17 protein-coding genes and 1 tRNA gene are annotated in these 12753 nt (G+C 60.4%); 11 read left to right on the top strand and 7 right to left on the bottom strand.

Annotated elements, in window-relative coordinates; genetic code table 11:
• Window positions 1-14: 14 nt before the first annotated feature.
• From def to rnhA, 9 genes are all read left to right on the top strand, one after another.
• A complete protein-coding gene (gene def / locus PM04_RS04865) occupies window positions 15-500 on the top strand; it encodes a peptide deformylase (protein ID WP_038004251.1) in 486 nt (161 codons plus the stop codon).
• Window positions 497-1408 carry a methionyl-tRNA formyltransferase gene (gene fmt, locus PM04_RS04860; RefSeq protein WP_038004249.1) on the top strand — a complete coding sequence of 304 codons (912 nt, stop codon included), beginning with the start codon at window positions 497-499 and terminating at the stop codon, window positions 1406-1408. Before def ends, fmt begins: the two co-directional genes overlap by 4 nt.
• A 4-nt stretch (window positions 1409-1412) precedes the next feature.
• A complete protein-coding gene (locus PM04_RS04855; protein ID WP_038004247.1) occupies window positions 1413-1649 on the top strand; it encodes a hypothetical protein in 237 nt (78 codons plus the stop codon).
• Window positions 1650-1841: 192 nt separating this feature from the next.
• Window positions 1842-2555, top strand: a complete 714-nt coding sequence (locus PM04_RS04850; RefSeq protein ID WP_038004246.1) for a VPLPA-CTERM sorting domain-containing protein — start codon at window positions 1842-1844, stop codon at window positions 2553-2555.
• A 124-nt stretch (window positions 2556-2679) separates the two neighbouring features.
• On the top strand, window positions 2680-3630 hold the full coding sequence (gene ispH / locus PM04_RS04845) for a 4-hydroxy-3-methylbut-2-enyl diphosphate reductase (protein WP_038004244.1): 951 nt from the start codon (window positions 2680-2682) through the stop codon (window positions 3628-3630).
• Window positions 3631-3798: 168 nt separating this feature from the next.
• The gene (locus PM04_RS04840; RefSeq protein WP_038004242.1) at window positions 3799-4413 is read left to right on the top strand and encodes a LysE family translocator; all 615 of its coding nucleotides are present in this window, start codon (window positions 3799-3801) and stop codon (window positions 4411-4413) included.
• Window positions 4410-4862 (top strand): DUF3429 domain-containing protein, encoded by a 453-nt coding sequence (locus PM04_RS04835; protein ID WP_038004240.1) that lies wholly within the window; start codon window positions 4410-4412, stop codon window positions 4860-4862. Before PM04_RS04840 ends, PM04_RS04835 begins: the two co-directional genes overlap by 4 nt.
• Window positions 4859-5449, top strand: coding sequence for a class I SAM-dependent methyltransferase (locus tag PM04_RS04830; RefSeq protein ID WP_038004238.1), 591 nt, complete (start codon window positions 4859-4861; stop codon window positions 5447-5449). Before PM04_RS04835 ends, PM04_RS04830 begins: the two co-directional genes overlap by 4 nt.
• Complete coding sequence (rnhA, locus tag PM04_RS04825; RefSeq protein WP_038004236.1) at window positions 5442-5903, top strand: ribonuclease HI; 462 nt, start codon at window positions 5442-5444, stop codon at window positions 5901-5903. The genes PM04_RS04830 and rnhA overlap by 8 nt, the downstream gene beginning before the upstream one ends.
• A 15-nt stretch (window positions 5904-5918) precedes the next feature.
• Here the strand turns inward: rnhA and PM04_RS04820 are convergent, their stop codons facing one another.
• The 3 genes from PM04_RS04820 to PM04_RS04810 all read right to left on the bottom strand — a co-directional run bounded on the left by PM04_RS04820 (window position 5919) and on the right by PM04_RS04810 (window position 7807).
• A complete protein-coding gene (locus tag PM04_RS04820; protein WP_038004233.1) occupies window positions 5919-6467 on the bottom strand; it encodes a L,D-transpeptidase in 549 nt (182 codons plus the stop codon).
• Between the two features lie 69 nt (window positions 6468-6536).
• Complete coding sequence (locus PM04_RS04815; RefSeq protein ID WP_052068201.1) at window positions 6537-7553, bottom strand: LacI family DNA-binding transcriptional regulator; 1017 nt, start codon at window positions 7551-7553, stop codon at window positions 6537-6539.
• A gap of 177 nt (window positions 7554-7730) precedes the next feature.
• Window positions 7731-7807: transfer RNA gene (locus PM04_RS04810), tRNA-Arg, on the bottom strand.
• A gap of 117 nt (window positions 7808-7924) precedes the next feature.
• Here PM04_RS04810 and ettA point away from each other — a divergent pair.
• Window positions 7925-9580, top strand: coding sequence for an energy-dependent translational throttle protein EttA (gene ettA / locus PM04_RS04805; RefSeq protein WP_038004230.1), 1656 nt, complete (start codon window positions 7925-7927; stop codon window positions 9578-9580).
• Window positions 9581-9635: 55 nt separating this feature from the next.
• Here ettA and PM04_RS04800 read toward each other — a convergent pair whose 3' ends face one another.
• From PM04_RS04800 to PM04_RS04790, 3 genes are read right to left on the bottom strand one after another with little or no spacing between them, the layout of a single operon-like run.
• The gene (locus PM04_RS04800; protein ID WP_038004228.1) at window positions 9636-10058 is read right to left on the bottom strand and encodes a VOC family protein; all 423 of its coding nucleotides are present in this window, start codon (window positions 10056-10058) and stop codon (window positions 9636-9638) included.
• A 42-nt stretch (window positions 10059-10100) separates the two neighbouring features.
• Complete coding sequence (locus PM04_RS04795) at window positions 10101-10475, bottom strand: acyl-CoA thioesterase (RefSeq protein ID WP_038004226.1); 375 nt, start codon at window positions 10473-10475, stop codon at window positions 10101-10103.
• A complete protein-coding gene (locus tag PM04_RS04790; protein WP_038004223.1) occupies window positions 10472-11350 on the bottom strand; it encodes a rhodanese-related sulfurtransferase in 879 nt (292 codons plus the stop codon). The genes PM04_RS04795 and PM04_RS04790 overlap by 4 nt, the downstream gene beginning before the upstream one ends.
• 74 nt (window positions 11351-11424) lie before the next feature.
• Between PM04_RS04790 and pncA the strand changes: the two genes are divergently transcribed.
• Window positions 11425-12021 (top strand): bifunctional nicotinamidase/pyrazinamidase, encoded by a 597-nt coding sequence (gene pncA, locus PM04_RS04785; RefSeq protein WP_038004221.1) that lies wholly within the window; start codon window positions 11425-11427, stop codon window positions 12019-12021.
• Between the two features lie 10 nt (window positions 12022-12031).
• Here pncA and PM04_RS04780 read toward each other — a convergent pair whose 3' ends face one another.
• The gene (locus PM04_RS04780; protein WP_038004219.1) at window positions 12032-12619 is read right to left on the bottom strand and encodes a L,D-transpeptidase; all 588 of its coding nucleotides are present in this window, start codon (window positions 12617-12619) and stop codon (window positions 12032-12034) included.
• Between the last annotated feature and the right edge of the window lie 134 nt (window positions 12620-12753).

The following is a 12753-nucleotide window of genomic DNA, read 5'->3' as shown; positions in this document are numbered from 1 at the left end:
TTGGAGAGTACCTCATGGCGCATCGCCCCTTTGTCCCTTGGCCTGCGAAGGTTTTGCGCACGCCTGCGGCCCCTGTTGAGGCCGTAACCGACGAGACGCGCGCAATCTGGGACGAAATGCTTGAGGCGATGTATGCGATGCCCGGTGTGGGCCTTGCGGCACCGCAACTGGGTATCTCGCTGCGGCTGGCGGTGGTGGATGCGGGTGATCAAACGGCCCCCATACGCATGGCCAACCCCGAGGTCCTGCATGCCAGCATCAAGACCAACGATCACCAAGAAGCGTCACCCAATTTGCCCGGTGCGTTTGCTTGGATCACGCGGCCCCGCGCCGTGACCGTTGCCTTTTTGGACGAAACGGGTGCGAGTAAGGAGCAAGACTTTGTCGGGCTTTGGGCGACCAGCGTGCAGCACCAGATCGACCACCTGAACGGCAAGATGTATTTCGACCACCTGTCCAAGTTGAAGCGGGATATGTTGATCAAGAAGGCCCGCAAATGAGGGTCGTTTTCATGGGCACGCCGGAGTTTTCGGTTCCGGTGCTTGAAGCCTTGGCGGCTGAGCATGAGGTCGTGTGTGCCTATTCCCAACCGCCGCGCCCAGCGGGCCGGGGCAAAAAGCTGCGCCCATCGCCGGTACAGGCGCGGGCAGAGGCCTTGGGGATTGAGGTTCGCCACCCTACGTCGCTGAAATCAAGCGAAGAACAGGCGGCTTTTGCGGCTTTAAACGCGGATGTAGCGGTTGTTGTGGCTTATGGTTTGATCCTGCCGCAGGCCGTTTTGGATGCGCCTGCGCGGGGGTGTTTGAACATCCACGCCTCGCTTTTGCCACGATGGCGGGGGGCGGCGCCGATCCATCGCAGCATTATGGCGGGGGACGCGCAAACCGGCGTTTGCATCATGCAGATGGAGGCCGGGCTGGACACTGGGCCGGTCCTGCTGCGTGAGGCCCTGGACATTGGTGACACGGAAACCACCGGCGCGCTGCACGACAGGCTGAGCGCGATGGGCGCCCGGCTGATCATCGAAGCCTTGGAGCGCCTGCCAGAGCTGGAGCCGCAGGTTCAGCCCGACGCGGGCGTGACCTATGCCCACAAAATCGACAAGGCAGAGGCCGCCATTGATTGGACCCGGCCTGCGGCGGAAGTTGCACGTCATATCAATGGGTTGTCGCCGTTTCCGGGCGCATTCGTGATGCGGGGTGAAACGCGGCTCAAGCTATTGCGGGCGCGCGCGTTGGACGATGCAAATGCGGCCGAACCCGGCACCCTACTGCAAGGGCCAACCGTGGCTTGTGGCACCGGAGCGATTGAATTGCTAGAGGTCCAGCCCGCAGGCAAAGGCCGGATGGATGCGGCATCTTGGGTCAATGGCGCAGGCCTGAAATCCAGCGCGCGACTGGGGGATTAGGCCAATGTTTCCCACAATGATCGGCACCATCATCATCGCGGGCATCATCGGCTACGCAAGCGAGCGCACGGGGTTTACGACCAACGGTATCATCCCTTCGATCATCATTTGTGTTGGTGGGGCGCTATGTTTCTACTTTGTGCAGATCATGTTCGGCATCGGCTTTCGCCAGCCCGGATTTAACGCCATCGCCAGCTCAATCGGGGCGCTTGCAATTGTGCCGACACGGTGGCGAAAGTAGGGATGCGCGGGGGATATTGATCTCTCTTTGACATCGGGCCAATTGGCCATTCGCCTCTAAACCAGCCATTTTTAAGAATTTTTATCGATTTAGGTCGATCTTTTAGGATGGATTGCAAATGTGTTAACAATACGATAGATATTAAGTATCAACTAAAGAGATTTTAAATATCTATTTGCTTAGGGGACAGTCATGAAAGCAATTCGGTTTGCGGCGGCCATGTTGGCCGCAACGTGCATTGCTGGCGCCGCCCACGCGGCCACAATTACGCAACAATACAAAGCCTTTAGCCATACCGTTGGGGCGCAGGCGACGCCCGAGCATTCGGTGTATTTTGCAGGTGGGCACAATCCGGCGGGCTCTAGCGGGCCGAAAAACAACCACTTCCTGTTTGAGAACGCGATGCCCGGTAACGGTGTGTTCACACAGTTTGACGACGGGACCGCGACTCTGACGGGCAATGTCAAAAATGCAGGTGGCGATGAATATGCGCTGAGCCTGTTCATGGAGGCTACGGGCACCCCCGCGAGCCTGAAGCTGCCGCCGGTTCCCGCCGGTCAAAGCATCGATACCAGCGCGTGGACGTTTTATTCCATCAGCACATCCATCGACAGCACGCTGACCTATTTGGGCGCGGGCAGTTTGGCGAGCTTTAAGCTGACGGAAATGGACATGACCAAAGCGGTTCAAGTCGGGGTGGGAGCCAACGACAAAAACTGGGATCTGCTTGGTCTGTCGACATGGATCAACTTTACCGATCTGGCTTGTACCGGCAATTGTCAGCCCAGCTATGGTGGCGACATCAACATCACGCTGGCCGCCGTGCCCCTGCCTGCGAGCCTGCCCTTGGTTCTGCTGGGCCTTGGTGGGTTAGGATATGCGGCGCGGCGTCGTCAAACCGCCTAAATCATACGTCATGCTTGCGAAGGACCCGCCCCCAGTGGCGGGTCTTTTTCGTTGGCGCGGCTGACGGCTAGTGTTTGACCCCGCGCAAGGGGCGGTTTACCCCTTTGGGAGAAGGAGACCCCACATGACCAAGCCCCCTCTTACGCTGTATATGGCCGCGCCGCGCGGATTTTGCGCCGGTGTCGACCGCGCGATCAAGATTGTTGAGATGGCTTTGGCGAAATGGGGCGCGCCCGTCTATGTCCGCCATGAGATCGTGCACAACAAATACGTCGTTGATGACCTCAAGGCCAAGGGTGCTGTTTTTGTTGAGGAATTGGACCAATGCCCCGACGACCGACCCGTTATTTTTTCGGCCCATGGTGTGCCGAAATCCGTGCCCGCTGCGGCGCAGGCCCGCGAAATGGTCTATGTGGATGCTACCTGCCCGCTGGTCAGCAAGGTCCATATTGAGGCCGCGCGTCATGCGGATGCCGGGCTTCAGATGGTGATGATCGGGCACGCGGGTCACCCCGAAACTGTGGGCACGATGGGGCAATTGCCCGAAGGTGAGGTTTTGCTGGTCGAAACGCCAGACGACGTAGCGGGCCTAGACGTGCGCGACCCAGAAAAACTGGCCTATATCACGCAAACAACGCTGAGCGTGGATGACACCGCCGAGGTTGTCGCCGCCTTGAACGCGCGCTTTCCCGCTATCGTTGGCCCCCACAAGGAAGACATCTGTTACGCGACGACGAACCGCCAAGAGGCGGTCAAGGCCATGGCACCCTTGGCCGATGCGATGTTGGTGGTCGGTGCGCCAAACTCAAGCAACTCCAAGCGCTTGGTCGAGGTTGGCGCCCGCGCGGGCTGCAAATACGCGCAATTGGTGCAACGTGCGACAGACATTGATTGGCGCGCGCTAGAGGGGATTTCATCGATGGGGATCACGGCGGGTGCCTCCGCACCTGAGGTGTTGATCAATGAGGTCGTAGACGCCTTCAAGGACCGCTATGACGTGACCGTCGAAATGGTGGAAACTGCCGTTGAGAACGTCGAATTCAAAGTCCCACGCGTGTTGCGCGAACCCGCCTAGGCGCAGCCCCACGCCCTAGACGCGTGCCGACATGTACCCGCCCGATCGACACGATTTATGCGGTTGCAGATGTGCCTACCACGGGGACACCGCGGCCCTAAATCGGTTCCAAAAGAGGCTTTTCGCATTCGGGCAATGGCCGTAAACTTAGGTTAACACGAGGACGCCATGATCTCAGTCCAATTCCTTGTCACCGCTTTGGTGGTTGTTGTCGCCCCCGGAACTGGGGTGATTTACACGCTGGCTCTTGGCTTGGGTCAGGGGCGACGCGCGGCGATTTGGGCCGCGCTGGGATGCACCTTTGGGATCGTACCGCACTTGTTGGCCGCAACGCTGGGCGTGGCGGCTGTGCTGCACACCTCGGCCGTTTTGTTCAACATCGTCAAATTCGCAGGCGTTGCGTATTTGTTGTGGCTTGCATGGGGCGCGCTGCGCAGTGACGGCGCGCTGGCGGTATCGGCCACGCGCACCACTGAGCCGGGCCTGCGGATCGCCCAACGCGGTGCGTTAATCAACATCCTGAACCCGAAGCTGTCGATCTTTTTCCTCGCGCTTCTGCCCCCGTTCCTGAGCGGGAACCCCGCAACCGCTACAGCGGAAATGGTAGGTATGGGCGCGATTTTCATGGCGATGACATTTGCGGTCTTTGTGGCCTACGGCGTGTTCGCAGCGGCCGCCCGGGTGTGGCTACTGTCAAGCGCGCGGGTCATGCGCTGGTTGAACCGCGGGTTTGCGGGGGTGTTTGCCCTGCTCGCGGCCCGCCTCGCGACGGAGCGCGCATGACACAGATACCCCGCAGCGCCCTTTTGCTCGGCCTTGCCGGGCTGATCCCTTTTGTGTGGGGGGCCATGACCACGTCAAACACCGACCTGCAACTGTGGGGCGCGCATGCCTTGGGGCCGCGATTTGTGGGGCCTTATGTGCAATTGTTCTACGGCTCGGTCATTTTGTCGTTCATGTCCGGCGTGTTGTGGGGCTTTGCCACCAAGACCACCGGCCCCGTGGCCACTACCGGCTACGCGTTATCGGTGCTGCCTGCGCTGTGGGCGTTTTTCATGACGGGGGGCGGTCCGGTTAGTGCGGGCATGGCCCTGATGGCCGGGTTCATCGGGCTGCTGGGCATTGATTGGCTATTTTGGAAGCAAGAATTAGCGCCGCCCTGGTGGATGCACCTGCGCGTATTGCTAACCGCTATCGTTGTGATCTGCCTAAGCGTTGGGGTGTTTCTATGAGCGACCGTGAAACGATCGACTGCTATAATGCACGCGCGGCCGAATACACCGCGCTGGAGCTGCCGGACAGTGAAATCCGCTCTATGGCGGCGTTTGTCGAGGGGCTGCCTTCAGGCGCGCATATCCTTGATTTGGGCTGTGGGCCGGGCCTGCATGGGGCCGCGTTCCTCAGCCAAGGATTTGAGGTTTCCGGGCTGGATGCCTCGGTTGCCTTTGTCACCGCCGCGACCGAGCGGGGCCTGAGCGCGCGTTTGGGCAGTTTTTTCGAGCTGGATGATTATGCCGCTTATGATGGGGTTTGGGCCTCGTTTTCATTGCTACACGCCTCGCGTGCAGAATTTCCCGATGTCTTGGCCCGTGCGGTCCGCGCCCTGCGCCCCGATGGCCGCTTGTATATAAGCATGAAGCTGGGCACAGAGGATTTCCGCGACGCGATGGGTCGGCTTTATGGCTTTCACACGGTTGAGGAACTGCACAAAGCCTTGGGAGACGTGGGCATGAAAGTGATCTGGCAAGAAACCGGACGAGAGCGCGGCTTTGCCGGAACGATAGACCCCGTTGCGATGATGGTGGCCATCCATGAATAAGCTCTATGCCTATACCGATGGCGCGTGCAGCGGAAACCCCGGGCCCGGCGGTTGGGGCGCATTGTTGCAGGCCAAGGACGGCGCAGATGTCGTCAAGGAGCGGTCCTTGCAGGGCGGTGAGGCCGACACGACCAACAACCGGATGGAGCTTTTGGCTGCGATCAATGCCCTAGAAGCCCTAGAGCGGCCCAGCGTGATCACGGTCGTGACCGACAGCGCCTATGTAAAGGGCGGGATCACCGCGTGGCTGTTTGGTTGGAAAAAGAACGGCTGGAAGACATCGACCAAAAAGCCCGTCAAAAACGTGGACCTGTGGCAGCGTTTAGATACAGCGCAGGCCCGTCATGACGTGACGTGGGAATGGGTCAAGGGCCACGCGGGGCACCCCGAAAACGAGCGCGCCGATGAACTGGCGCGCGCCGGCATGGCGCCGTTTAAGGGCAAGGGTAAGTAGGGCTTAGGACCGCCCCTAAAGGACCGTGACACGCGTGCCCACCGGCACCCGGTCATACAGGTCCTCAACATGTGCGTTGATCATCCGAATACAGCCGTTCGACACCGATTGCCCGATGGAACGCGGCTGGGTCGTGCCATGAATGCGGTAATACGTATCGACCCCACCCTGATACAGATACAGCGCGCGCGACCCGAGGGGATTTTCGGGTCCGCCGGGCACACCCTCTGCAAAGCGGGCATAGGTTTGGGGGTCGCGTTCGATCATCTCATCCGTGGGGCGCCAGTTGGGCCATTTGGCTTTGCGCGCGATCACCGCGTCGCCCTGAAATTCGAGGCCCGCGCGCCCCACCCCTACGCCGTAGCGCATGGCGGTCCCGCCTTCTTGGATCCAGTACAGGTAGTGTGCCTTGGGCACGACAACAATGCTGCCGGGGGCAAAATCCGCGCGGACCTGCACCAGCGTTGGGCGCAAGTTCGCGGCGGGTTCATATGCCGCTGCTTGGCCAGTGGCGAATGCGCCACCAAGCCCTGCGGCTGACATCAAAAAAGTTCTGCGGTCCATCTGTCCCTCCGATCACGCGCCCCACCGCATGTGGGTTTGATTTTAGCCGTTCGAAGCGGAATGAGTGGCTCACGTTTGTGTGAAAGGGTCATCAAGGTTGGGCAGGCGGTCGATGTGTTGCAGCGGCGCAGCAGTTGGGTTCGTGATCCGGGCGATGGCTGCGCGGGCCAAGAACGCGCCCGCCGCCTCGGCCCGGCTGGGAACGGTGTGCACCATCGGCTGCGCCCAACCCACGAAGGACGGCGCATCATGGACAACCACGTCGAAATCGGAACCCGCCTCTATGCCTGCGGCCGCGAACCCGCTGAGCGCGGCCAAGCACGAAGCCGCTGACGCGAAAATCCACCCATCCCCTGCGCCGCCGCCCACCGCAATTTCTTGGGCAAGGGCGCGAATGTGGCCCCCGGGGCTGTCTGCGTCAAAGCCTGAGATGAGCTCAAGTTCGACATCGTAGGTGTCCGCGGCAAGGCGCGCGCCTTCAAGCAGATGGGCGGCGGCGTATTGGTCAGCGGATGGGGCCACCAGCCGAAGCGATTGACGGCCTTTCCACACCAGCCGCGCGACAGCCTCGGCCCCCAGTTGCGCATGATCCACATCGAAAAAGGCGTGGTCCGCGGACCAGCGACTGCGCCCGTGGGTCACGAACGGGTGGCCAATGTCCATCAGGTGCCGCACCCGCGGGTCATCAAGAGTTACGCGGTCAAGGATCAGCGCGTCTGCCATCTGCGTGGACACGACGTATTTCAGCTGTGCCAGCGGGTCACCGTCGGGCAAACTAGGCGCAATGGACAAAGCATAATCAGAGGCCCGCAAGCCCGCTGCCGCCGCCCGCACAAAGAGGGCCGTTTGGGTCATCAGCTCAGGTTCCGTGGACATCAGCATCGTGACGACATGGCTACGCCCCGTGCGCAGGCGAATACCCGCGTGATTGGGCACATAGCCGATTTCATCGGCCACTTGGCGCACCCGATCCTTGGTCGCCTGACTGATATCCCGCGCCCCTTTCAGTGCCCTAGAGACTGTCGGTACAGCCAATCCGGTGATCCCGGCAATGGTCTTGAGCGTTGGGCGTTTGGTCGTATCCATCGTCCGTCCCCCGTTGGAAAACACACCCTTCTGAGGATGTCGTCGCCCGGCGGCCGTTACGTTGCAAGGGCTACGCCCACGGGAATAATCCTGCGCGGCCCACCGCTTATGGCGCGCGGTCTGCCGCCGATACATGGCCACAAAACGCCGAGCCGCCCGCGTGAATTGGATGTGATGTGGCGATCCCTTGAGGACTCGAACCCCAAACCTGCTGATTAGAAGTCAGCTGCTCTATCCAGTTGAGCTAAGGGACCGCTACGCGTCTTTTGCCCCGGACCGGGGGGCGCATGCAATGGCAAAGGCGCATGCGGCGACTGTTGCCCTCTGGGCGCACCCCGGCTACATCCCTGTGAAACGTTTGGAGGACCCCAATGGCGGCTTATCAATATGTCTACCACATGGACGGCGTGTCCAAGACCTATCCCGGTGGCAAGAAGTGCTTTGAGAACATCCGCCTGAGCTTTTTGCCGGGCGTGAAGATTGGCGTCGTTGGCGTGAACGGCGCAGGTAAATCCACCCTGATGAAAATCATGGCCGGGATGGACAAGGATTTCACAGGTGAGGCGTGGTCCGCCGAGGGGGCCAAAGTTGGCTACCTGCCGCAGGAACCCCACTTGGACGAAGCCCTCAACGTGCGTGAAAACGTGATGCTGGGCGTGAAGGCCAAAAAAGACATTCTGGATCGCTACAACGAGTTGGCGATGAACTACTCGGATGAGACCGCCGATGAGATGGCGCAGCTCCAAGACGAGATCGACGCGCAGAACCTCTGGGATCTGGACGCGCAGATCGACGTCTCGCTGGAGGCGCTGCGCTGCCCCCCTGATGACGCGATGCCCGCAAACCTGTCGGGCGGTGAACGGCGCCGTGTGGCGCTGTGCAAACTGTTGCTCGAAGCGCCTGACATGCTGCTGCTCGATGAACCGACCAACCACTTGGACGCGGAAACCATTGCATGGCTGCAACGCCACCTAATCGACTACAAAGGCACGATCCTGATCGTGACCCACGACCGCTATTTCCTTGATGACATCACCGGCTGGATCCTTGAGTTGGACCGGGGTCGGGGCATTCCCTACGAAGGCAACTACTCTGCTTGGCTGGAGCAAAAAGCCAAACGGCTGGAGCGTGAGGCCAAGGACGACAAATCCAAGACCAAAGCCCTCGAAAAAGAGCTGGAGTGGATTCGCGCCGGGGCCAAGGCCCGCCAAGCCAAATCCAAGGCCCGGATTGCCGCCTACGAAGAAATGGCAGGCCAGTCCGAGCGTGAGAAAATCAGCCGCGCCCAGATCGTCATCCCCAACGGCCCGCGTCTGGGCAACAAGGTGATTGAGGTCGAAAACCTGAAGAAGGGTTTTGGCGACCGCTTGTTGATTGAAGACCTGTCGTTCTCGCTGCCTCCGGGTGGGATTGTCGGTGTGATCGGGCCGAACGGCGCGGGTAAATCGACGCTGTTCAACATGCTGACGGGCGTGGAAAAGCCCGATGAGGGCACGGTTGAATTTGGTGATACGGTTAAGCTGTCCTTCGTGGATCAGTCGCGCGACACGCTCAGCCCCGATGCCACAGTGTGGGAAGAAATCTCAGGCGGGGCGGAGTTGATCAAACTCGGCGACGCAGAGGTGAATTCCCGGGCCTATTGTTCCTCGTTCAACTTTAAGGGCGGCGATCAGCAGAAAAAGGTCGGCCTATTGTCGGGTGGTGAACGTAACCGCGTGCACATGGCCAAGCTGCTCAAATCCGGCGGCAACGTGCTGCTGCTCGATGAGCCGACCAACGACTTGGATGTTGAAACGCTGCGCGCGCTCGAAGATGCGCTGGACGATTTCGCGGGTTGCGCGGTTATCATCTCGCACGATCGGTTCTTCCTCGATCGGCTGTGCACGCACATCCTTGCGTTTGAAGGTGAGGCGCATGTGGAATGGTTTGAGGGCAACTTCCAAGCCTATGAGGAAGACAAAGAGCGTCGCCTTGGCCCGGATGCGCTGGAACCGACACGCGTGAAATACAAGAAATTCACGCGCTAGACCGATATAAAACCGTAGGGTGCGCCGCTGCGCGCCCTACGACTGACCCGGCAGGTTACGCCTTCGCGACCTGCTGATGGACCTCAATGACATTGCCCTCGGGGTCTTGGAAAAAGACTTGGTGCCACTCTGCCGAGAACGCGGTGCCGTAGTCGGCATAGGGCACACCCGCCGCTTCTAGCTCTGCCAAAACCTGCGCCAAATCATCCGTGCGAAACGCGATGTGCCCCCGCGCGACGGGATTAAGTGATTGGCCGTTGCGAAAGGCGACGGTTAGGTCGCGTTGGGCCAGATGCATTTGCATGCCGCCGTCCGTTGCGAATTTGATATCGCCATCGTAGCCGGCCCCCGCCCGCGCCTCGGTACGGGGGAACATTTCGACCGGCATATCCGCCAGCCCAAGGACGTTGGTGTAGAAGTTGTGCAAGCGATCGATGTCATCGCCCACAACGTTGATGTGGTGAAATTCAAGCTGCATGAGGCCCCTCCCCTTTGGGGACCACACTAGCCATGGGGCGTGCTAGGGCAACGTCCGTTTGCGGCCTTCGTCATCAATGGCCACAAAGGTAAACAGGCCCTCGGTTACCTTTTCACGCGCGCCGATGCGGTCCCGTAGGACCCATGCCTCTAGGGTGATCCCCATGGAACTGCGGCCTTCGCGCGTGACCTGACCGTAGATGCACAGCACGTCGCCCACATGGACGGGACGAATGAATTTCATCGCCTCAATCGCGATGGTTGCCACCCTGCCCTGTGCCCTCTGGCTGGCAATGATACCCGCCGCGATATCCATTTGGCTCAGTAGCCAGCCACCAAAAATATCGCCCGAAGCGTTGGTGTCGGCGGGCATGGCCATGGTCCGCAAAAGCAGTTCGCCGCGTTCATCTTGGGTCATGACTTGGCCTGTTCTAACTGGCGCTGGCGTTCGCGAAAACGGACGCGGTCGGCCTCGGTATAGTCGTCCACGCATTGGTGGCACTGTACTCCGGCCTCGTACTCAGGGCGCTGAGTATCGGCGGGGTCTAGGGGGCGGCGGCAAGCGTGGCACAGCACATGGGGTCCTTCGCGCAGGCCGTGTTCCACGCTGACGCGCCGATCAAACACAAAGCACGATCCGTCCCATTTGCTGTCCGTCTCGGGGACTTCTTCGAGGTATTTCAGGATGCCACCCTTGAGGTGGAACACCTCCTCGACGCCTTCGCCCAGCAGGTAATTCGTAGACTTTTCACAGCGAATACCCCCTGTACAGAACATCGCAATCCGCTTGTTGTGAAAGCGGGCCTTGTTGGCCTCCCACCATGCGGGGAACTCACCAAAGCTTTTGGTTTCGGGGTCAACGGCGCCTTCGAACGTGCCGATGGCCACCTCGTAATCGTTGCGCGTGTCGATCACGGCGACATCGGGTTGAGAGATCAGGTCGTTCCAGTCGGCGGGCGTCACATAGTGGCCCACGCTTGCGCGGGGGTCCACTTGCGGCTGGCCCATTGTGACGATCTCTCGCTTGAGGCGCACCTTGAGCTTTTTGAAGGGGCGCTCGGCGGCGGTGCTTTCCTTCCACTCCAAGTCGCTGCATCCCGGAAGGGCGCGGATATGGGCCAAGGCAGCGTCGATCCCGGCGCGCGGCCCGGCGATGGTGCCGTTGATCCCCTCGGGCGCAAGCAAGAGCGTGCCAACAACGCCGCCCGCCTCACAGGCGTCTCGCAGCGGATCCTGAAGCGCGGCGACATCCGCAAACGGGGTAAAGTGATAGAGTGCAGCTACTGTATACATGGGCTATCGCATACGCGGTTGCGCGGCACCGCTCAAGGCGTAAGCTGGTCGCAGACCCATGCCCGGAGGCCCCCATGACCCACGCCCTGCTCGTGATCGACGTCCAGAACGATTTCTGCCCCGGTGGTGCGCTGGCGGTGCCGGACGGCGATGCGATTGTTCACGGCATCAACGCATTGATGGCTGATTTCGACGCCGTAATCCTGACCCAAGATTGGCACCCCGCAGGGCATTCCAGCTTTGCCAGCAGCCATGACGCGGCCCCCATGAGCCTGACCCAGATGCCCTACGGCCCCCAGGTTTTGTGGCCCGATCATTGTATCCAAGGCAGTCGTGGCGCGAATTTTCACCCTGATCTGCGCACAGACCGTGCCGACATGATCATCCGCAAAGGGTTTAACCCCGCCATCGACAGCTATTCTGCGTTTTTTGAGAATGACCACACAACGCCCACGGGGCTGGAGGGGTATTTGCGCACGCGCGGGATCACCCAAGTGACGCTTGTGGGGTTGGCCACCGATTTTTGCGTCAATTATTCAGCCGTGGATGCAGCTAAGTTGGGCTTTGAGGTCGCAGTCCGCATGGACCTATGCCGCGCGATTGATTTCGACGGTTCATTGGCCGCCGCGCGGGACGGGATGGCGGCGGCGGGTGTTGTTCTGGCGGGCTAAGCGGCCAAGATCAGATGACGCGCACTTGCGTCCCAATTGGGGCGAGCGCGAATAGCTCTTCGATCTTTTCGTTATACAGGCCAATGCAGCCCGATGACGACTGACGCCCGATTTTGCGCGTGTCGTGGGTCCCGTGGATCAGGTAGGCGGGCCAGCCGAGGTACATGGCATGTGTGCCCAGCGGGTTGCCGGGACCTGCCTCCATAAACTCAGGCAGGGATGGGTCGCGGCGGCGCATATTGGCCGTGGGCGTCCATGTGGGGCCCTCTTTCTTGCGTACAATCGTGGTGTAGCCGCGGCGGGTAAGCTCTTCGCTCATGGGGACGGACGTCGGATAAATCCGGTAATCTGTGTCGTCCGCGTTCCAGTAATGCAGCGCCCGGGACCCGGTATCACAGACGATCGTCGCGACACCCAGCGTGTCAAAGTGATCCTGCCAAGACTGCTGCCGGAAGCTGGATGTGTTGCGGCGCGTCACGGCCGTGATGGACCGGTCCTGCACCTCAAAATCGAGGTCCTGCGCAATGGCTGGGGCGGCCAGAACACTGGCACCAGCGGTCAACAGCAGCGAGCGACGGGAAAAAACAGGTTTGGTCACGGGTCTCTCCTTGGACGATGTCTCTGATGTGCCGATTTTGAGGCCTTATGAAAAGGGGGATAGGCCCGAATTGCCAGACACAATGGTGTGAGAGCCACACCTGCGCCCGGCCTGATTGCTTTCCCGCGTGGCGT

The organism is Thalassobacter sp. 16PALIMAR09 (genome assembly GCF_000765485.1).
Taxonomy (GTDB): domain Bacteria; phylum Pseudomonadota; class Alphaproteobacteria; order Rhodobacterales; family Rhodobacteraceae; genus Thalassobacter; species Thalassobacter stenotrophicus.
This window is presented reverse-complemented; position numbering and strand designations above follow the sequence as displayed.